At 69.4% G+C, this 20,745-nt stretch carries 16 protein-coding genes; 5 read left to right on the top strand and 11 right to left on the bottom strand.

Going from position 1 to position 20,745, the window contains the following annotated elements; all coding sequences use genetic code 11:
• Positions 1-124: 124 nt before the first annotated feature.
• Positions 125-2,917, bottom strand: coding sequence for a TonB family protein (locus FMQ63_RS06715; RefSeq protein WP_020477989.1), 2,793 nt, complete (start codon positions 2,915-2,917; stop codon positions 125-127).
• Between the two features lie 336 nt (positions 2,918-3,253).
• On the bottom strand, positions 3,254-3,721 hold the full coding sequence (locus FMQ63_RS06710; protein WP_309247154.1) for a helix-turn-helix domain-containing protein: 468 nt from the start codon (positions 3,719-3,721) through the stop codon (positions 3,254-3,256).
• Between the two features lie 463 nt (positions 3,722-4,184).
• Here FMQ63_RS06710 and FMQ63_RS06700 point away from each other — a divergent pair, with 463 nt between their 5' ends.
• Complete coding sequence (locus FMQ63_RS06700) at positions 4,185-4,907, top strand: DUF2378 family protein (protein WP_011556918.1); 723 nt, start codon at positions 4,185-4,187, stop codon at positions 4,905-4,907.
• A gap of 88 nt (positions 4,908-4,995) precedes the next feature.
• Here the strand turns inward: FMQ63_RS06700 and FMQ63_RS06695 are convergent, their stop codons facing one another.
• A complete protein-coding gene (locus FMQ63_RS06695; RefSeq protein WP_011556919.1) occupies positions 4,996-6,150 on the bottom strand; it encodes a CARDB domain-containing protein in 1,155 nt (384 codons plus the stop codon).
• Between the two features lie 446 nt (positions 6,151-6,596).
• Here FMQ63_RS06695 and FMQ63_RS06690 point away from each other — a divergent pair, with 446 nt between their 5' ends.
• Entirely contained in the window at positions 6,597-6,965 is a 369-nt protein-coding gene (locus tag FMQ63_RS06690) for a response regulator (RefSeq protein ID WP_011556920.1), read from the top strand.
• Between the two features lie 5 nt (positions 6,966-6,970).
• Here the strand turns inward: FMQ63_RS06690 and FMQ63_RS06685 are convergent, their stop codons facing one another.
• Positions 6,971-9,535: a PAS domain S-box protein gene (locus tag FMQ63_RS06685; RefSeq protein ID WP_020477990.1), complete on the bottom strand. Its 2,565-nt coding sequence runs from the start codon at positions 9,533-9,535 to the stop codon at positions 6,971-6,973.
• Positions 9,536-9,597: 62 nt separating this feature from the next.
• On the opposite strand from FMQ63_RS06685, the gene FMQ63_RS06680 reads away from it, so the two are divergent.
• Positions 9,598-11,898, top strand: a complete 2,301-nt coding sequence (locus tag FMQ63_RS06680; RefSeq protein WP_011556922.1) for a sensor histidine kinase — start codon at positions 9,598-9,600, stop codon at positions 11,896-11,898.
• A gap of 12 nt (positions 11,899-11,910) precedes the next feature.
• Here the strand turns inward: FMQ63_RS06680 and FMQ63_RS06675 are convergent, their stop codons facing one another.
• The 3 genes from FMQ63_RS06675 to FMQ63_RS06665 all read right to left on the bottom strand — a co-directional run bounded on the left by FMQ63_RS06675 (position 11,911) and on the right by FMQ63_RS06665 (position 13,397).
• On the bottom strand, positions 11,911-12,189 hold the full coding sequence (locus FMQ63_RS06675) for a hypothetical protein (protein WP_228556370.1): 279 nt from the start codon (positions 12,187-12,189) through the stop codon (positions 11,911-11,913).
• 153 nt (positions 12,190-12,342) lie between these two features.
• Complete coding sequence (locus FMQ63_RS06670; protein ID WP_011556923.1) at positions 12,343-12,792, bottom strand: hypothetical protein; 450 nt, start codon at positions 12,790-12,792, stop codon at positions 12,343-12,345.
• Between the two features lie 2 nt (positions 12,793-12,794).
• Positions 12,795-13,397 (bottom strand): hypothetical protein, encoded by a 603-nt coding sequence (locus FMQ63_RS06665; protein ID WP_043612536.1) that lies wholly within the window; start codon positions 13,395-13,397, stop codon positions 12,795-12,797.
• 429 nt (positions 13,398-13,826) lie between these two features.
• Between FMQ63_RS06665 and FMQ63_RS37310 the strand changes: the two genes are divergently transcribed.
• Both FMQ63_RS37310 and FMQ63_RS37305 read left to right on the top strand, forming a co-directional pair.
• A complete protein-coding gene (locus tag FMQ63_RS37310) occupies positions 13,827-13,979 on the top strand; it encodes a hypothetical protein (RefSeq protein WP_011556925.1) in 153 nt (50 codons plus the stop codon).
• 21 nt (positions 13,980-14,000) lie between these two features.
• Positions 14,001-14,141, top strand: a complete 141-nt coding sequence (locus tag FMQ63_RS37305; RefSeq protein ID WP_011556926.1) for a hypothetical protein — start codon at positions 14,001-14,003, stop codon at positions 14,139-14,141.
• 4 nt (positions 14,142-14,145) lie between these two features.
• On the opposite strand, the gene FMQ63_RS06660 is transcribed toward FMQ63_RS37305, so the two are convergent.
• The 4 genes from FMQ63_RS06660 to FMQ63_RS06645 all read right to left on the bottom strand — a co-directional run bounded on the left by FMQ63_RS06660 (position 14,146) and on the right by FMQ63_RS06645 (position 20,744).
• Positions 14,146-16,917: a bpX6 domain-containing protein gene (locus tag FMQ63_RS06660; RefSeq protein WP_216609177.1), complete on the bottom strand. Its 2,772-nt coding sequence runs from the start codon at positions 16,915-16,917 to the stop codon at positions 14,146-14,148.
• Positions 16,914-18,740 (bottom strand): hypothetical protein, encoded by a 1,827-nt coding sequence (locus FMQ63_RS06655; RefSeq protein ID WP_011556928.1) that lies wholly within the window; start codon positions 18,738-18,740, stop codon positions 16,914-16,916. Before FMQ63_RS06655 ends, FMQ63_RS06660 begins: the two co-directional genes overlap by 4 nt.
• Complete coding sequence (locus FMQ63_RS06650; protein WP_011556929.1) at positions 18,737-19,240, bottom strand: hypothetical protein; 504 nt, start codon at positions 19,238-19,240, stop codon at positions 18,737-18,739. The genes FMQ63_RS06655 and FMQ63_RS06650 overlap by 4 nt, the downstream gene beginning before the upstream one ends.
• 121 nt (positions 19,241-19,361) lie before the next feature.
• Complete coding sequence (locus tag FMQ63_RS06645) at positions 19,362-20,744, bottom strand: AAA family ATPase (protein ID WP_011556930.1); 1,383 nt, start codon at positions 20,742-20,744, stop codon at positions 19,362-19,364.
• Position 20,745: the final 1 nt, after the last annotated feature.

Below are 20,745 nucleotides of genomic sequence, written 5' to 3'. Positions count from 1 at the left end.
CCCCAGGAGCGGACTGGCCCCCGGAACAACTGGCGGCGCGGGATTACACCGCGTGGCGCGCCATCGTGCCCAGATGAAGGCGGAGGCGCGGCGCCAAGCGTGCGCTATCCATCAGTCCGCGTGCTCAGTAACGGCCCTTCACGCCCAGGATGGGGAGGGCGATGGGAAACCCCACCGCGTCCTTGCGCAGCGGGAAGCCGTTGCCGCCCTCGTACTCGAAGCCCAACGTCTCCCGACGGAGCGTGACGTTGAGCATGTCCAGATACGCCTCCAGGCTGAAGGTGTCGTAGACCCACGACTTGGACAGCCGCACGTCGAACCGGAGGAAGGCCGGCAGCCGGTCCACGCGATCCCGGTCTGCCTTGACCCATGCGGGCCTGCCGGAGACGTCTTCGCCAGGGCGGTGCGTCTGCGTGCCCAGGGTGTCGTATTCAGGGCGCCCGGTATTGAAGTGCAGCACCCCGCCCAACGTGATGTTGTTGGCGAACTTGTAGCTGAGCACCAGGTTGAGGATGTGCGTCTGGTCGAAGGCGAAGGGCAGGTCCGCCTTCGCCTCGCCCACCCGGTGGCCCTCCGCGTCGTAGCGGTAGAAGCGCGTGCGGCGCGTGCTGCGCTGGAGCGAATACGACAGCCAGCCGAACCAGTTGTCGCCCAGCGGGTGGCGCAGCAGGAACTCCATGCCGTAGGCCATGCCACTGCCGCGGAAGTCCGGGAAGTCGAAGTCCGAGCGGTCGGGGATGCCGCCGCCGTCCCCCAACTGCATGCCGCGGCGCAGGCCCGCAGGAGGAGTGCCGGTGTCCGGCGTGTCGTCGTCCACCAGGCCTTCGTCGGCGAAGGGCGTCAGCTCGAGGGTCCGCAGCATGGGGTTGAGATAGACGTCCAGCCCCACCTCCAGACCGCGCCACGCCTTCCATTCCGCGCCGACGGAGAGCTGCACACCTTGCTGGAGCCCCAGCAGCAGGCTTCCCACGTCCACCACGGGCAGGCTGATGAGGGTGGTGGGCGGCTGATGGAAGAGGCCCGCCCCGCCCTTGAGCGTGAGCGCTTCCGACACCTTGTGACGCACGGTGAGCCGCGGCTCCAGCGCGCGACGATCAATCCCCGGCGACAGGTGGTAGTTGTCCACGCGCAGGCCGGGCACCACGGCCCACTTCTCATGGGGCTGCCACACCAGCTCCGTCCACGCGCCCATGAAGGTCCCCAGCGCCACGGGCGCTACCTCTACGCCCGCGTCGGAGCCGCCGTCCTGCTGGAGCAGTTCGACGATGGCGCGCTTGTGCTCCACGTCCGCCCCGGCGCGCAGCGTGGCGCTGGGTGACAGCGTCGCGCTGTAGCCCAGGCGCGCGGACCAGTGCCCCTGGTCGATATGGACTTCGGTGGCCTCACCCGGGGGACTGCGGCTGACGATGGCGAAGCGGTCCAGCCCCCACGTCCCGCCCACCTCCAGCTCACCGGGCCCCACGGGGTGCCGGTGCCGCAGGTCCACCCGGTGGAAGACAATGGATTGCATCGCGGTGTCGCCCCATGCGTCCTGGGCCTTCGAACCGAAGGTGTCCGAGGAGCCAAAGGCAAACAGGCGCAGCGTGCCCTCGCCCAGCCGCTGCTCCACCCGGCCCTGATAATCCCAGAAGTCGAGCACCACCTTGGGGTTCTCCCGCCCGGGAGGGGGCGGCGACTGGAGCTGGTTCGCCGCCAGGGCGATGAGCCAGGGCGTATAGGAATAGCGGCCGGCCAGGCTGACGTTGGTGCCGGTGTCCTTGAACGGCGTCTCGATGAAGAAGCCCGCGTTGATGAGGTCCGCGTAGGCGCTGCCGTGGACGCCGTCATCCCGCGGGCGGCTGAGACGCCCGTCGATGGCGCCCCCCATCAACCGCCCATACCGGGGCGGCGGCGAGCCCGGATAGAAGTCGATGGCGTCGATGAAGTCCGGGTGGATGACGGCCGGCCCCAGGAACAGGTGGAAGAGGATGGGGACGCGGATGCCATCCAGGAAGTAGCCCGTGGCCGCGGGCTGGCTGCCGCGCACCACCGGGTAGGCCACGCCGGACAGCATGCTGCCCACGCCGGGCAGCAGCATGACGACGCGGAAGGGGTCCCCCATGGTGCCAGGCACCTCGCGCAGCTCCGCGTCATGCAGGGTGACGCGGCTCACCTCCGTGCGCTCGCGGTCTCCCCGCACCACCGTCTCGTACGGGTTGATGATGAGCGGCTCCAGCCCGTACACCACCTCCAGCGCCTCGTTCGCCTTCAGGCCCTCGCGGAAGACGCCGGGCTTGTGGCCGGGGGCGGTGATACGCACCGCATGCACGCCCGCGGGCCAGCGCGCCTCGAAGCGTCCGTCCACGTCCGCCTGCACCGGCGCGTCCGGATGCGCGTCCGACACCAGCATGGCCCCCACCAGCGGCCGGCGGTTGCCCTTGGTGCGCACCAGGCCCCTCAGGGTGATGGGCGCCGCGGGCGTGGCCCCCTCGGATATGCCCGGCGCGGGCGCCTCGAAGCGGTACTCGAAGAAGATGCGCACGGCCACCGGCAGGCCGTCCAGGGTGGCGGGGGCGAAGCGCAGCGACGGCGCCGCGTGCAGCGCCGCCCGGTCCAACAAGGGATGCAGCCCTTCCACCAACGCGGCGGACTCCACGTCGCCCGCGTCGTCGATGAGCAACTCCAGCTTCACCACCCCCGCGACGCCGTCGGACGCCAGAGCGGGCGGATAGGGAGCGGGCGAGTCCTGCACCATCGCGGGCGGAGAGAACGCGGGCTCGGGCACGCCCGCGTCCTCCGACAAGGGCGAATCCGTCTCCACGGCCCAGCCCGCGTCGGTGCGTTGCAGCTCCCGCTCCGCCCGGGCGGCGCCCCCGTCCTCCGGCGTCCCCGCGTCCTGCGCGTTCGCCCGAGTCCCGAGCATCAACAGGGCCACCACGGCGACCGCCGTTCGCGCTGCTGGCCTGACTGTCCACCACCCAAGTCCGCGGGTCATTCCCTCACCAAGCGGGGCACTGCGCACCCTGCCCCCCATGAGGCCAGGGAGACGGCGGAGTGACAAGCGCCCTGGGGTGGATCCGCGCGGGCCGCGTCAGCCCTGGGCGCGGCGCGTTGCCGGCCCTTCTCTCGACACAATGACAATCACAGCCTTGGGCTCCCCAACATGCCCGGAGTCCCGGCCGCTGCTGGACGGCGCGCACACCGCCACTGCCCTCCACACCTGGGAAGCAACCACCTCCGGACGGTCAATGCCTCACCGTCCGGAGCCCGGCCCTCACCGCTCAGGCAGGATGGCGGCCGCGACCTGGTTCATCAGGTTGAGCTGGCTGCGCGACATGCGCCGCAGCGTTCGGAGCACCTTCCGCATCTCCGGCAACTGGTCCCTGTGCCTGGAGTCCTCTTCCCAGAGCGCGGCGCCGACGCTGGCCGCCGTGGCGAGCCCCAGCCCGACGTCCGCCGACAACCGCAGTGCCAGACACAGCCGGAACAGGGTCGGCACGCTGGGCATCATCTTCCCCCGCTCCATGCGCCCATAGACTTCCGCGGCGATACCCACACGCCCCGCGACCTCCGCCTGGGTGAGCCCCGCGAGCAGCCGCGCGCCTCGCGCCGCCTCGCCAACGCTCTCCGCCAGACGGCTCTCCAGTTGCTCGCGCGACTTCCGGGCGCGATCCGCCGGGCTTCGAGGCTGGGACCGGGGCCGCTGGCGGGGAGGAGCAGGACCTTCAAGGTGGGTCTTCACTGCGTCAACCTTGTGAGTACGGGCCAAGCTCACGCCCTGCCCGGGAACAGGTCGCGCTCGGTCACGAGTTTTCCCGCGACTTATAACCCGGTACGTCCTCAGGCGAAATACCGATATGGAGGGTAGTCTCCCGCCCCGCACCCTCAGCGAAAAGTGTCGCACCCGGCACCACATGTTCTCGCGCCGGATGCGCCGCCCCGCACCAGGCAGACGCCCAGGCGTCAGCCCACGTGGCCACACCGGCACCGGGTCCATCCGGCCCTACTCGCCATGTCTGTCATTGAGGGAGCGGCCAATCCCTCCACTAAAATTCGCTGACCAGGGTTGCCTCGGGAAACCACTCCATGCAATGTGCATCATTACGGCAACACTTCCGCGACCTGTCTGTGCAGCCTCCTGGACCGGAGGCCCGCAGCCGGACGCGTGAGTTTGGGCATGGGCAGCCAAGGCATTCGCCGCCCATGTGGGGGCCAGCATCCACCCTGGAGCACAGCACGTCTGGCTTCGGCCTGACGGCGCCCACTTCTTCTGGAGTCCCCCCGCAATGGAATTGAGATTGACCTCGCGCCTGGTGCGAGAACCCGCGCCGCCTCAGCCCCTGGGGCCTGATGCCTTGCGCGAACTGCGTCAGCGCTGCGCGCTCGCCACCCCCGAGGACACCGCGCGCGGCATGTTCTTCCGGGGGGTCCTGGAGACGGTGCGTCGCGTGGGCGGCTCCGCCATGGAGCAGCTCTGCCGCCAGCCCCTGCCGGAGAAGCGCTACATCGACTTCTTCAGCTACCCCATCACCCAGTTCCTGCCGCTGGCCTTCCAGGCCGCCGGCCTGCTCTCCGAACATTGCGGGGGCCTGGCCGCCGCACATCGCTTCATGGGCCAGAAGGCCGCGCATGACTTCCTGGAGTCCGTCGCGGGCCGCACCCTGCTGATGCTCGCCTATGACGAGCCCCGGCTGCTGCTCGGGCAGCTCCCCACCGGGTTCCTCGCGGCGGTGAGCTACGGCGAGCGGCGCATGGTGTGGACGGGGCCTCGCAGCGGCCGCTTCGTCATGAAGCGGGACTTCATGCCCACCGCGTACCACGAGGGTGTCCTGCACGCCGCCCTGGAAGCCGTGGGCGCGCGGGACATCGGGGTGCAAGGGCGCGAGCTGGGCCTGCTCGACACGGAGTACGCGCTGTCCTGGCGCTGAAACGCAACAACGCCGGAGGCCCAGTGCTCCGGGCCCCCGGCGGAAGAAAAGCCCCGCCCCACTTCAAGGGGGCGGGGCGGTGCTTCGACTACAGCAGCGAGCAGAGCAGCCCGGGGGAGCGCGAACCGGAGGGGCAGTTGTCGCCCTGGCAGTACACGACGCCCGAATCGATGGCGGGGTTGGCCAGCAGCGCGGGAACCTTCACGTTGCAGGTGCCGATGGCGCTGTTGCCGGACGCGTCCTTCACGGAGTACGTGAAGTTGTAGACCCGGCCGTTGCCCAGCAGGGCCGCCTCGGCGCGAACCATCGCGGACTTGCGGTCCGGGCTCAGCTTGATGTCGTCACACGCCAGCAGCCGGAGCAGGGACAGGGCGTCGTTGGACTCGTCGGAGGTGACGCGGATGATGCTGGCCGACGCGCCCAGGTCGAGCTCGCCGCCGCAGTTGTCGACGGCCGGCATCGCGCAGTCATCCAGGGAAACCAGCACGTAGTCGGAGCCCAGGACCGGCTGGATGACCAGGCCGCGGTTGGCGCCCGGCGTGGGGGCGCTGACGTCCACGACGGTCACGTTCGCCGAGCACGTGCGGGTGGCCGCGCCGTCGGAGACCAGGAGCTGCGCGCTCGTGGTGCCCAGCCCATAGGGGCCCGCGGGCGACTGCTCCACGGAGAACGGCCCCGGGAAGCCGTCTGGGTCGAACGAGCCGTTGTCGATGCTGGCGCTGCCCTGACAGGCCGCGTCCGCGGGGACGGTGACGTTCTGGCAGTTGGCCACCGGCTGCTGGTTGGTGGCACAAGGAATCTCGAAATCAATGGAGGCGAAGTTGTTGTCCTCGTCGTCCTCCGGATAGGTGCCGTCCTCGTCCGCGACGACCACCACCTTCGTGGTGCCCTCCGGCACCGTGTACGACAGCGAGAAGGGGAAGGTCTCCCCCCCCACCAGCCAGGGGACGCTGATGGTGCCCAGCCGCACGCCGCCGGCGCCCGGCGTCCCCGCGTACACCGCCGCGGTGGAGTTCCCGATGCCCGTGGGCCGCTCGTTCTTGATGGCCGCGGAGAGCGTCAGCGCCGTCGCCGCGCACGAGGCGGACAGGTCCACCACGCTCAGGTCCAGCCCCGTCTCCTTCGCCTCCTGACGCTGGACCTCCATGTCGATGTTTGCCGGGCTCTGCTCGGGAAGCGTGCCCTCACAGCCCGTCAGAAGAAACAACGCCGTCAACGTCGAGACGCCATGATTCCGTGTCATGTCTGATTCCTGGCATGCCGGGAGCACGCCTGCTCTGCGGGGGGGGGAAATGCCTCTCAACGAGGCAACTCTTCTATGTCGATTCGTTTCCCCGGATACCACGGACTCCCAGTGTACGTGGAGACAATTATTTTCACCAGCCTGTATGAAGTCCGCGCTCCCACCGGGGTAATGGACGACACCTCACCTTGACTCTTGATAATCCAGACATGGGGCGATGCATGCCTGACACCCCTGGGTGTCATTATCGACGATGAATACACACCCCCCAAGACAGGCGCCGTGTATCCACGGCCCCATGAGTCAACCCAGACACATCCAAGAAAAAGCAGACATCACAGCCAACCCCCGCATCGTGTCGCGGTGGACATCCGAGGCGTCCACGGGCGGACGCATTGCCCTGGGGCCCTGGCGGACATTGGACTTCAGTACAAGGCTACGGCCTCATGTCCACGCCCAACCTCGTCCTCCTCGTGGAAGACCACGCTGACAGCCGGGAGCTGCTGGAGGAGTTCCTCACCCTGGAGGGCTTCACCGTGGAGACGGCGGGCAACGGACTGTCCGCCTGGGAGCGCCTGAGCCGTCCGCCCCTGCCGGCCGCCGTCCTCCTGGACCTGATGATGCCGGTGATGAGCGGCTGGGAGCTGATGCGCCACGTGCGCGAGGACGCGCGGCTGAGCACCCTGCCAGTGGTGGTGGTCTCCGGGGCGGGAAGCTCCCAACCCCTGCCGGAGGGCATCCGGGCCACGGTGCCCAAGCCCGTGGATTTATTCGAGTTGCGCGCCACCCTGGAGCGGGTGGTGAGCCCCGCCTGAGCGCGTCAGGCCATCGGCAGGCGGGGCAGCGTCACCCGGACGGTGGTGCCCGCCTGGGCGGTGGAGGTCACCTCGATACGTCCGCCGTGGCCCTTCACCACCTGCTCGACGATGTAGAGCCCCAGCCCCAGCCCACTGCTGCTCGCTCCGCCGACCCCCGCCATGGCGCCGCGCCGGAAAGGGTCGAAGAGCCGGGGGAGCATCTCCGGGGAGATGGGCTCGCCGGGGTTTTGGACTTCCAGCACCACGAAGTCGCCATCGTCATACAACTTGAAGGACACAGGCGCGTCCGCGGGGCTGTATTGGAGCGCGTTGCCCCCCAGGTTGCTGACCACCTGGAGCAGCCGGTCCCCGTCCCACTCCCCTTCGTAGCGGCCCGGCTCCACTCGAAACGCCAGCTTGCGCTCGGGCCAGGCCGCCTCCAATTCATCCACGCCCAGCCGGACCACGGCCCGAAAATCACCGGCCGTGCGTTGGATGGGAATGCCGCCGCCCAGCCGCCCGCGCGTAAAGTCGAGCAGCTCTGAAATCATGCGCTTCATCCGGTCGCCGGAGCGGGCGATGCGCGTCACCAACCGGCGCTCGCGCTCCGGAAGCGCCTCGCTGTGCAACAACTGCGTCGCGGACAACTGGATGGCATTGAGCGGGTTGCGCAGGTCATGACTGACAATGGCGATGAGCCGCTCGCCGAAGCGGGCCGCCTGCAACGAGGCCTCCTGGGCGCGCCGCCGTTCGGAGACATCCACCATGGTGGCCACCGCCGCGACGATGGTGCCCTCCCGGTCCAGGATGGGCGCGCTGGAGAGCAGCACGGCGATGTTCTGACCATCCTCGCGGGGGATGAGCATCTCCTCGCCCTGTACCACCTCGCCGTGGTGCAGGCTGCGCGTCAGCGGCAGTTCCTCCATGGCGTAGGGCCGCCCATCCGGGTGCAGCGAGACGCCATTGTCCGACATGTAGTCCTGCATCGACGTGGAGGGATGGAAGGGCCTGCCGGTGATGACCTCCACCTGCCGGCTGGCCATCACCAACCGGCCGGACGGTGCGTCCGCGATGAACACGCCCGCGGGCATCTGGTCCAGCACCGACGCCAGCCGCGCGCGCTCGGCCTCGATGGCGCCCAGCAGCCGCTGCCGGTCCATCTCCATGGCGCGGCGCTGGGTGATGTCCACCACGGTGGCCACCCGCTGCTCCACACGGCCGGACTCATCCTTGAAGGCCGTGACGTGCGTGAAGGCGGGGAAGCGGGTGCCATCCTTTCGCATGTGCAGTGATTCATATTCGTGCGACGGCTTGGAGTTCGCCGCCGCGACGTGTCGAGGCAACACGCCGCGCGCTTCCGGCGCATAGGTGTCCTCCAGCCGCCGTCCCGTCAACTCCTCCGGCGAGTAGCCATGCATGCGAGCGAAGGCGGGGTTCACCTCGCGCAGCCGCTCCTCGGTCGCGTCCACCACCGCCACGCCCACGCCCAGCCGCTTGAAGACCTGCGCCCACCGCCGCAGGCCCGCTTCACTCTCCCGGAGGCGCTCCAGGGACGCCTCCGCCACGGCGCGCGCCTCGCGCTCGCGGGCATGCGCCTGGGCCTGCAACAGCAGCGCGGTGGTACGCGCCGCCATGGCCCGGAAGAGGAACTGGTCCTCTTCCGACAGTTCATGGGTGGCGCGGCTGCCCATCAGCACCACGCCCATCAACTGCGCTCCCAAGAGCAACGGCACACCGAACAACGCCGACAGGTCCGCATCGCGCAAGGACGGCTCGCTCACCCGGCTGTCCGTGCGCGCCGCGCGCACCAGCAGCGGCTGCCGCGTGGCCGCGATGGTGCCCGTGAAGCCCTCCCCCATGCGCACCACGTCCCCCACGGCCATCCCCGAGCCCACCACGCTCTGCACCCGCAGGACGTCCTCTTCCAGCAGCAGGACGGCCGCCACGTCCACCACGGCCACGGTCTCCCGCAGGACCTGGAGGAGGGCCGGCAACAGCTCCGCGGCGTCGGCGCTGCCCAGGGCCGCGGTGCTGATGCGGTCCAGCGCCTGCAACGTGCGCTCGCGCGCCAGCGAGTAGCGGCTGACGGAGGCCGCCACCGCCTCATCCATGGCCTCGTGGAAGACGAGCTCCGCCTCCGGGCGGTGGGTGGCGTTCTCCCGGGACGTCCACAAGCGCAGCACGCACGCGCGCAGCAGCCGGTACTCCGTCACCACCTGCCGCAGGTCGAAGCCTTCCCCCAGCCGCTCGATGGCATGCCGGTCCGGAATATCCCCCAGGCCATCCCCCACGCCGCCGGGCGAGCCGCGGCGCATCAGCGAGGCGACGACCTCCAGCAGCCGGGGCAACCCGTCGCGCAGCGCGAGCCTTGGCAGCGCCTGGGCCGCGGGGATGCGGCGCACCTCCACCTCCCACGCGGACATGATGGATTCCCGCTGCTGTAGAAGAAACTCGGCCAGGAGGATGGGCACAATCTCGTGGATGTAGGCGTCAGCGCGGCCGACGACAACAGCAATGCGCTCCGAGTGCCCGACAGCGGAAATGTCCGAAAGCGTGCAGCCACCTCGCACGTCCGGAGTGCGTGTCACGGACACTCCTTGAAAAGAGCGCTGGAGGCAGCCAGGGGCGGCGCTGTTAGGGTCGCTTCGACATGAGCGGGCGCGCACGGTTTGCCTGGGCGCTGGTGGTGGGGCTGTTGGGCCATGCGCTCAACCGATTTCCCGTGGAGGTCATCCCAGGCATCGACATCCTGCTGGGCTTCTTCCTCATCATCCCCGCGGCCCCGCTGCTGGGGCCCTGGTGCGCGGGGCTCGCGGCCGGCATCGCCACGTCCGCCACCGTCCAACTGTGGGGCCACCCCTGGAGCATGCTGGGTTCGATGATGGAAGGGGTCGTCCTGGGCGCGCTGACCCGGCGCTACTGGCCCCTTCAGGCGGACGGGCTCTTCTGGCTGGGAGGCATCCCCTACCTCATCATCGTCAGCCATCGCCTGGGCGTGGACGTCACGGCGGCGAGCACGCTCGCCATTGCGGTCAAGCAGGCGATCAACAGCCTGGTGCCGGCGCTGCTGACGCAGGTGGTGCTGATGACGCCCATGGCGCGCGCGCGGCTGTGGCCCCTGCTGACGCCCGCGCTGCGCACCTTCACCCTGTCGTCGGCGGTGGGCTCGGCGCTGCTGCTGGCGCTGGTGCTGCCGTTGCTGATGGTGGGAACGCTGGAGGGCCGGGCCCGCTATGCCGCCGAGCGGCGGCGGATGGACGACCAGGGCCTCTCCACCGCCCATCTGCTGGCGGAGACGGTGGACGCGGAGTTGTCCACCGCCCAATCCCAGACCGCCTTGCTGGCGAGCATCGTCACGAATTGGTGGGAGCGCGAAGGGGAGCGTCCACCCCAGCCGCAGATGGAGGAGTTGCTGCGGGACTGGGTGTATCACTCCGCGTTCGCGCTCAACTTCGGCATCGGGGACAGCGACGGCAGCCTGGTGGCCATCTGGCCGCCGCTGGGCGTGGCGGCCCAACCGATGGCGGGCGCCAACTTCGCCGACCGCTCCTACTTCCGGGACGTCCGCAGCAAGCGCAAGCCCGTGGTGAGTGGCGTGTTCGCGGGCCGGGGCTCGGTGACGGGTCCCGTCATGGTCGCCGTCTCGCCGTTGCTGCGGCAGCAGCGCTTCGAAGGCTTCACGTTGGTGGCCATCAACCTGCCTCGGATGCGAGCGGTGGCGCAGGAGCGCCTGGCTCCCGGTCAGCGCGCGCTGCTGGTGGACCCGGACGGCAACGTGGCCTTTGACACCGGCGCCACGCCCGGGCCGGAGCCACAGTCCCTGAAGGGCACCGCGCTGGGGGAGCTGCTGTCGACGCTGCCCGCCACGGGCACCCGCACCTACGACACGGAGCCCCAGGCCCCCCCGTTGCGGCGGACCCTGGAGGCGCGGCACCTGGCCACCGCGCCGCTGCTCCAACCGGGTTGGCGCGTCCTGGTGGAACATCCGATGCGCGACATGGACTTCAGCGTCATCGGCACCTACAGCGCGCTGATGGCCACGCTGGCACTGACGCTGGTGCTGGCCATTCCCATCACCCGCCTGCTGACGCGCATGCTCTCCAGGCCGGTGGAAGCCGTGTCCCAGGCCGCCGGCCGCATGGCCGCGGGCGAACGCGACGTGCGCGCCTTTGGAACGCGCCACCGCGCAGGCGCCATCGAGGTGGAGAAGCTGGGCCTGGCCTTCGACGAGATGGCGGCCCGGCTCCAGCGGCACCTGGAGGAAGTGGAGCGCGTCAGCCAGGCCAAGGCGGCCTTCTTCTCCATCGCCAGCCATGAGTTGAAGACGCCCCTGGCCACCCTCAAGCTGCGCTTGCAGCGGCTGCGTCCGGACACCGTGCGCCAGCAGGACCTGGTCCTCATGGACCGGCAGGTGGACCGGCTGGCGCGGCTGGTCAACCAACTGCTGGATGTGTCCGAGCTGGCCAGCGGCCGGCTGTCACTGGCGCAGGTGCCCCTGGAGCTGTCCGCGCTGGTGCGGCGGGTGTCGGAGCGGCGCGCGGCGTCCGCGCCCCAGCACCCACTGAAGCTGAGCCTGGAGCGCGTGGACGGTTGGTGGGACGAGCCCCGGCTGGAGCAGGTCGTCTACAACCTGGTGGACAATGCCATCCGCTACAGCCCGGAGGGCGGACCGGTGGAGGTGGTGCTCCGGCGGGAGGGCAATGACGCGCTGCTGGAGGTGAAGGACCGGGGCGTGGGACTGGGGCCGCGCGGGGGCGAGGAGCTCTTCAGCCGGGCGCTTCGCGGCAGCACGCTGTCCACCATCAGCCGCGTGGAGGGCCTGGGCGTGGGATTGTATTTGAGCCGTGAAATCATCACCCGCCATGGCGGCAGCATCCACCTGGCCGCCCGCGAGGGCGGCGGCACCTGCGCCATCGTCCGCCTGCCCCGGAACGACCCGCGCGAGGCGTGACGTGCACACCGCTCATGGGTCGACGGGTGGCACGTCGGGCCAGGGCCGCGGCAAGGAGGGCGCGGCCACGTGTGTCAGCCGTAACAAGCCGCGCCCCAGGTCGAGCTGGTAGCGGACGCGAAAACCCGAGTCGAGCACCACCAACCCACCCTGGTCCGACATCAAAGGCCCGTCGAGCGGAAGGCCCGCGGCGAGAGCGCCCAGCTCACATTGGAGCTTCTCTCGCACCGGAGTCGAACATCCTGCCAGGGTCCGGAGGGCCCGGGGAGCGAGCTGAAGTCGAAGGGCCATGGTCGTTTCAGACTGACGAGCCGTGGCGATGACGACAAGCTGTACCGGAAGTGCATATTTGACGTCGGCTTCCAGCCCCATGAGGGGACCACCCCTCACTTCGCTGTGGAGTGCCAGACACCCAAGACGGTGAAGACGCCGCCCGGGCCGAGATTACCGCTGCCGCGCGAGGATACGCCGCCCTTCGACATCGATGGCGTAGGTCGCTTCCATGTCCATGATGATGTTCTGCTTTTCACAGACATCCGGACGCAATGTCACACGGACGAATGTCACGCCTTCGGGGCCCGGGGATGCAATCACTTCGTACGATTCACGCCGGTAGAGACAGCGCTCCACGTCGGTCGCGCCGTCGTGGGGCTTCACGTCCAGGGGCAGGAAGTCGTCGAGCGCAAGCTGCATGGCCGTCACCAGCGCTCCTGTGAGCGTCGTCCGCGTCTCCGCCGGAAGGTCGAGCGGGAACTCCACCCGCGCCGCTTCCTCAGCAGACGCGTGCGGTGGGCGATACGGACGCTGGAAGAGCGCACATGCGGGCAACAGCAGGCACAGGGCAAGGAGGCGTCCGCGCTTCAAGATGTCTCCAGGTCGACGAGGCTGGTCCATGGCTACCCATCCATCCAGGTCACGATGCCCGCGGCCTTATGCTCGGGCTTGATGACACCGATTCGCACCCATTTCCGCTCGCGCCGCTCGAACAACTCACCGGGTCGGGCCTCGCCAATGTAGGGTACCAGTTTCATCACCCGGCACCCCGTGTCGAATTGAATCCGGATGCTGAAACGCTGGCGGGACTGCCGTCGGTCCGCACTCGACATACGGGAGTTGGCCCACGAATGGCTGTGATAGTCGGCCAACACCACCGTGCGCCCACGCGAATCATTCACGAAGCGCGGCGCGAAACAGGCCTTCTGCGGCTCCGGCGTCGCCTTGAGCAACGGGCCCAGCGTAGACGGCAGGCTCGCGTAGTAGGTGCCGTCGCCCAGGGAGTAGATGGCGCCGCAGTACTCCTGCCCGTACTCGCGGCCCTGCGCGCGAGGCAGTTGCATGATGGCGGGGCACAACTGATCAATCACCGCGTCCACGTCCGCCGAAGGTATGATGGCGTCCCAAGGACCACGAACCCAGACATCACCGTTGCGGTAGCCGTAATCCGCCCCCTCCACGGGGCCAGCGGGCGTGCTGGAACACGCAGCCAGCAATAGCCCCATGAACGCTCCCTGGAACCGCAACCGCCGCCGCATGCATGCCCCCATGCGCCAGAACTCGCGCGTGGAAACGCCAGCTCCAGCTGAGCAGTCAACTCTTGGCTAGCGCGATTAGCACCCACACTAAATGCTGACAATACCGCAATTTCCTGCCTTTCATAAAACGGGCCTCATCCCGACTTCATCCAACCTATCCAGCCAGCATCCAGCAGGAAAACCCATCAGGTGGGTATCAGCACATCCCACAGGCCCCTGGGAAGCACCGGAGGCCAAGGGTGTCGGGCATCGGACGCGGAGTGCGCTGGCCCCTGGCGACTCCCTCGGGTCCGGGGTATCCGAGCCCCCTCGCCTCTTCTTCCACCATGTCCCGGCCGCTCCAGCACCTGCTTCTCGTCGAGGATGACCTCGCCTGGCGCGAGCGGCTGACCGTGGTTGCTCCCTGAGTTTCCCGCGAGGGACTCCGCCAAGCCCTACGCACTGCGCCTGCCCGAGGACGTGTCCCTGCCGCTGCGCCCCCTGCCAGGCGCCCTGAGCCACGCGGTGCGCCTGCACCTGCTGCGCGCCGCGGAGCTGACGGGGATGTAGCTACCCCTGGCCTCCACCTGGTTGATGGCGCTCCCCGGGACGCCCCCCTCGCTCCTGGTGACGGTGGACGGCGTGCAGGTGGAGCTGGAAGTGGATGACGCGCAGCGACGGCTCACCGTCAGAGACGTCACCCTGTCACCGAACCTGCGCCACGGCGCCTGACGGCTCAAGGCACCGGCAAGTGCCGGACCTCACCGCTCTCCAAATCCAGCCACACGCCCCGGCCACCCTCGTCGAATGCCAGCAAGATGCTGTCCGTAAGCCGCACCCTCGGGCGGACATTCCCTTCGAACGTCAACACGGCGCGGGAAAATCCGCGCCTGTCTGTCAAATGAAGCTGCCAATCCGTCCCCAAATCCATCAACTCCAAAAACCATTCCCTCGAGAGAAAGATGCCCTTGAGCGTCTCGTGGTCGCGCTCCGTCCGAACCCGATTGCGAAGTGTCACGGGCTGCACCCAAGCCAGCGAACTCCTCAGATTATTCCATCCGCGTGCCACATCCTCGGGGTTGGAGGGATATTCCATGCACAGGACAGCAGCCTCACCATCCGGGACCACGGACTGATGCCAGCTCACCATTTTCGGGTCCGACACCTCTGGAGGCAGCTCCGAACGGTCGCGCAATGTGGGCCCGTCCGCGAGCGTATACGTCCACCGCTCCTGTGTTCCGACGATGAAACTCATGTGTGTGGCATCCGCCGCAATGGGAAACGCACGGCTTGCAAGTTCCGGGACTCGCCAGAGCGCGCGGCAGTCAGCGGCGAGCGCATCCACCATCATCACCATGTTTTCAGAGGACACAAACCAGACATTGCCGTCGTAGCTGCGGGACCAGTCCGTCAATGACATATCGACCCAGGGGCTGCACCTGCGTGCGACCAGGTCCAGCCGGGACAGGCGCCACACCTCGTCCCGCCGCGCGAGTGCCAGGACCCGGTCCCCATGGATGGAAGGCACCAGGTGGAAGGCCGGCACGTCGAAGTGCGCCACCGTCCGGCCGTCCTCGCGAACCAGCCGCGCCCCCGCTTCCCCCAGTGCGTACAGCAGCCGGCCGTCTGGCAGCACCACCACGTCATGAAGCGTGAAGGTCCCCGCTTCAGAGGCCCGCACCGTGACGTCGATGCGCGGCCGTTCGTGGGTATCGCGCCACGCGCGGTGGATATTGTCGGCCAGCGACGGCAGGTCCGTGCGCAAGGTGCCGTCGGGCGCGGCGCCCAACAAGCGCTTGATGAGGCTCAGGTCCGAGGTGAAACGGGCATTGCCCGCCGCCCGGTCCCGAAGCAACGCGCGCAGCGTGGGCACCACCAGCGCGGTGCGGTTGGCGGAAGGAGGCTCTTCCACGAGCGCCAGTCCAAAGACGAAGCGCTCGGACGCGCGTTCCGGCGCGTCATCGTCGAGCAACTCACGCACCCGCGCACCCGCCACCGTCAGCCCATCCGCGAACGCCGTGGCCCACATCGCCAGCAGCCGAGCGCCCGTCGCGCCACCACTCGCCACGCCCCGCTCCAGCCATTCGCGCGCCGGGGCACGATTCTTCGCCACCGGCCACACCACCTGAACGGCGCGCGCGTAGTCGCCGGCCTCGGCGAGCGTCTCCGCCCACAGCAGGCGGAGCGCAAGGGCCTCCGGTGGATTCGAACGCTCCAGCCGCGCCACCGCGTCCCCGAAGGCACCACTGCGTCGGGCGATGGCGACGGCGCGCGCTACGTCCTGAGCCAGGAACCACTGACGCACCACGAGCCCTGGAGCCAGCTTGCGCCCCTCGGCCAGCTCCGCCGCCAGCTTGAAGCGGCCATGCCGCTCCAGGAAGGACACGGCTTCCTCGACGGCGCCCAGCAGCTCCGCGAGGACGAACGCGGCTTCGTCGATGCGTCCCTCGCGCTCGAAGCGACGGAAGGCCTCGCGGTAGCGCTGCTGGAGCGCGGAGTAGAGGTTAGCTCCTCCCCCGAACACGGACCCCGCCGCTCCCCGCGCCTCCGTCTGGAGGGTGAGTTGCGCACGAGGCCCTGGCAGCCCCAAGGCCTCGCGTGCGTCCTCGCTCAGCTCCTTGCTCAGTGGAATGGCGTGCCGCAAAGCCTCGTCGAGGTTGCCCTCCTCGAACATGTCGAAGAGGCGGCGCACGTACTCCGACTTCCGCTGCCGCACCCACGCGCCGAGCAGGGTGTTGCGCATCATCCAGTCGGACAGCCAGCTCCAGGGACTCGGGCCCTGGAGTGCTCCGGGGGCCACCGATCCCAAGAGCGCGGCCCCAAGCCGCGCCATCCACCCTGGCCAGCCACGCCCGGACTCGCCGCCTCCGCGCACCGCCGTTCCCTGACGGGAGAACTTCTCGCGCAGCCGTGCCCACCATCCCGGGCGGCGCGCCCCAGCGGCGACGGGAGCGCGGCGCCCCTCCATGCCCGCGAGCATTTTCTGTGCTTCAGGTGACGGCTCGGGCACGCCGGGACCGAAGCGTTCGCGCGACGGCGGAGGCACAGGCTCCAGCACGGGCACGGGGGGCGGCGGCGCGCCCAGCGTCTCCGGGGCTCGGAGCGTCCACGCGGACACGTCGAGCCATGTCGACACATCCACCCGCGGCATCGCACCGGCAGAGAACACCAGGGACCGTCCCCTGAGCACCAGCAACACCGCGCCTTCATGGAGACTCGGGTGCCGACGCTCCGCTGGAGACAAGGGCGCCGAGGAGAGGACCCCGTACTCCCGAGTGAGCGGCAGCCCCAGCGCGGCTTCGCACACCACCGTGCGTGGCGCGGACATCTCCACAAGATATCCACCCGCCACGGTGTGAACGGACATGTCGGGCGTCCACACCGCCAGAATCCGGCGCCGAGCCTCCGCCTCACCGAGCAGGGCCGGATCGAGCCAGAAAGCCGAGGCCCGGACCGTGCCCCGATGCACCTGCTGCCGGGGCCGTAGCCCCGCACGTGCCGTGCTCATCCCCCGCCCCCCGTATGAATACGGCACAGCACCGCTTCATGCTCCAGGTGGTACAACACCAGCTCGCCTTCCGTCGTCAGCCACCCGAGCACAGGCACCGCATGGCTGGCCTCCGCGTGGACCACGTCAGCGGCGGCCACCGCCAGCCTGAACTGGTGCTGGAGCCCCACGTTCCAGAAGGTCCGCTGGTCCGCGTCGAGCGCCAACAGTCCGGCATCCCCTTTCGCCTGCGGACAGACCCCGACGCCCACGGCTCGCAATCCCGAGCGCAGCGCCACGAGTTGCACCGAGTCCCGATGGTGCAAACACCACATGCCTGGGATTTTGTTCACCGCGAGCAACCCAGCATCCGGATGCCCCGAATGGTGCGATGCACCGAACCAGAGGGTGTCGCCCCTCGAGTCCTGCAGGCGAACCTGGCGCACCTCCTTCGCACTCACGATGCCCAGCCGCATGCAACTCGCAGCCCCCCCATTTTCGTCGCGCGTCACGACGATGCTGGAGCCCTTCACGTGAGCGGCGGCGATGACCCGCTGAGCCACCTGGGCGGAGACCACGCGGCGGGAGGAGGCGTCCTCCTCGAAGAAATAGAGCCTGTCGTCCAGGCCGGACAGGAGCACGCACTCCCGATTGAATGCATCGAGATACGTCGTCAGCCGGCCGGGGGGCTGTCCACGAGCAGGATTGGGTGGATGCGCCTGCGTATCGCGCAGCGTCCAGGGGAACGCCTTGGGCCCACGAGTCCTCGACTGATGTTGCAGTTGCCCCCGGAAGGCATAGGCATAGGCGCCCTGCCGCCGCATCAGCACGAGCAGCCCCCCCTGCCGCCGCCAACCCGCGCCCAGGAAGGTCTCATCACTCCGAGGCATCATCCGCTGGGGCCGAGCGAGGGTGGCGCGAGGAGAATTGGGCAGCGCCATGGCGCCAACGCCTCCCCCCTCGTAGAAGAGCATCAACCGGCGGCCATCCGCGGAGAAGGCAAACCCCGACACCCGCGAGTGCTGGACTGTCTTCACGGGCACGGCGACGCGCGCGCGGAACGGGTCTCTCAACAGACGCACGCTGTCGTCCGGAGACGGCAGGTCGAGCAACACGGAGCGCGGAGCGCGCGCGGCGGGATGCACCTCCACCGCGAGCTGGCGCACCTCGGGCGCCAGGACTTCGGAGACCTCGATGCGCGAGAGCGTCTCCGCCCCCACGAGCCGGGACAGGCGGGAAGACCCCACGAGCCAGGCGTCCGCCGTCCGCGCGCCGAGCTCGAGTGCCTCACACCAGGCCGAGAGCCGCTCAGCCGAGGGCGGCGCGGTGTCACGCGCGTTCAACCAAGCGCCCAGCGTGGCGGGCGTCACTTCCGTGAACCAGCCACGCCGCGGGTCTGCCTGAAGCACGCCCCATGCGAACGTGGCGCCCGCGGCCTCCGCCCTGCGCGCCATGACGATGAGCAACGCGAGGTGCGCGATGCGCGGAGCGCCAAGCTGGTCTGGCCCCGCATCGAGCAACATCACCGTGCGATGCGCGCGCTGGGGCTGGCGGAACGAGGGCTTGAGATAGGACAGCTCTCCGAAGGCGGCACGGCGCACCAGTTCGTCGGGTGCCTCCATGGCCCACAGCCATTCACTCACCAGCAGCCGGTCGAAGGAGCCTCTTCGCGACAGGCCGTCATACCCTTGAGGCTCACCGCCCTCCCTCTCCGAGGGCGCCCGCAGCGGCCCCAGCGCCACGGACAACCGGGCAACCAGCGGGCCCAGGTTCAGCGCCACCTCCAGCGGGAACTTCGCGAGGATCGACGCCCAGGGGCGTAACGCATGAGGCAACGTGCTCACGGCGTGTCCCCCGACGTCCCCGTGTCCAGCCAGGCCTGAAGCGTGACACGCGACACGGGCCGCGCGGCGTCCATGCGGACGAGACACATGGACGCGGGCAGCACCGCCAACTTCGCTCCACCCCCGTGCGCATGCACCACGAACGCACGCTCCAGCAGCGAAGCCGCCACATCTGGCGCCAACGCACAGGGAAGCAACAGCGAGGGCGCCGCGGCATCCCGCCCCAGGTACACGGCGCCGTCGACCCATGGCAACGACGCCGAGGCCCCGAGGAGGACCAGGAGTCCCCGCCCCGCGACGCCTTCCCAGTTGGCAAGGCGTGCGTCGTCCTCGGCGAGCACCCGGCGCGCGAGCGCCACCGCCACGGGGCCTTCTCCTGCCACGGCGAGCGGCTCCAGCGGCTCGGCGCGCGAACGCCACCGCACGGGCAGGAGAGCGGCGTCTTCGCCGCGCGTCTCCAGCGCGTCCCCCGTCCGCGAGTCTCTTCCCGTTGCGCTCACAGCGCGTCAGCCACCGCACCCCGGCCCCGCGGCGGCGCCTCCGGAAACCGATGCGCGGAGCCTTCAGACTCGCGGGCCTGCGTCCAGGCAGTGGCGGAGACAGCGCGGGAACCCTGCGCGCTCACACCGCCACCTCCGTTTCGGACGACTCGAGCCCTGAAGCGCCGGAGGCGAGCACACCCGCCACCTCCGCGCGAAGCACCTTCAAGTCATCGGGAAGCGACTCGGGAGCGAAGCCCGCGTCCATCTCTCGCGCCACGCCCTCCAACTTGAGCCGCCACGCGGCGAGCGCCTCGCCATTGCCATCCACGGGCCGCTCCGCCAGCAGCGCCTGCCCCGCGGAAGCGATGCGCCGCGCACGCGCCAGGGGGCCCGCGCTGGCCTCCAGCGCCGCCGCCGGCAGGGCCGGGTTCTCCGTCCCGGCGAGCACGTCCCGCAGCACGTCCCGAGCGAGCGCCTGGGCCTCCTTCGTCGGCACGGCATACACGAGCGGCCACAGGTCCGCGGTCCCTGGCGTGCGCCGGCCCGCGAGCGCCGCGGCGGCGGCGATGAGCTTCTGGACCTTCACCGCGCGGCGGTCGGACAAGGCCACGCCCGCGGCGCGCAACGTGCGCAGCGCATGCGCCAGATGAGGGCGCACCCCGGAGAGGTCCGCCTCACGCGCGACCTGGGCGACCACGTCCAGGGACTCCAGCGAGGTGACTTGCGCGTCCGCGTCCCCCCACAGTGAAGCGCCGCCCGCGAGCAATTCCTCCAGCCGCGGGTCTGGCACGGGCTCGACGAAGATGCGTGCGAGGAAGCGGTCCGCGAAGGCGGCCAGCGACTCGTCTTCCGGCAAGGCATTGGAGGCGCCCACACAGACGCGCAGGGGGCAGCGCATCCGGGTGTGGCCGCGCCGGAAGGTGCGCTCATTGAGGAGGCCCAGCAGCGTATTCAGGATGGCGGTGGAGCCGAGGAACACCTCATCGAGGAAGGCGACCTCGGCCTCGGGCAGCATGCCCTGGGTCTCTGTTTCGACGATGCCCTCGCGCAGCTTGCGAAGGTCCACGGGGCCGAAGAGCTCGGAGGGCTCGGTGAAGCGACCCAGGAGGTATTCGAAGTATGAGCCGCCCAGGACACGTGCGGTGCGCCGCACCGCCTCGCTCTTCGCGGTGCCCGGCGGGCCGATGACGAGCAGGTGCTCCCCCGCCACGGCGGAGAGCGCGACGAGCTCCACCATCGCCTCGCGTTCGACCAGGCCCCGGCCCGCACTGGAGAGTGCGTCACGAACGGCGAAGGCGGCGGATTCGAAGGTGCTGGACATGGAACACCACCCTAGCTTCCAGACTTGCCCTCCGGAAGCGCATGCAGGTCCCCACCCCACCCCTCCCTCCGACAGGGCGGCAGTAGTTGGACTGTCCGCAGGGATGCGCCTGGCCACACCGAGGCACGCGTGTCTGCATGATTTCATGACACGCAGCGGCACTCGGAGTCCCCCACGGCGGCCTCCAGGCATAGACTGCAAC

Origin of the sequence: Myxococcus sp. CA005 (genome assembly GCF_006518205.1) — a bacterium.
In the GTDB taxonomy this organism is placed as follows: Bacteria; Myxococcota; Myxococcia; order Myxococcales; family Myxococcaceae; genus Myxococcus; species Myxococcus xanthus.
This window is presented reverse-complemented; position numbering and strand designations above follow the sequence as displayed.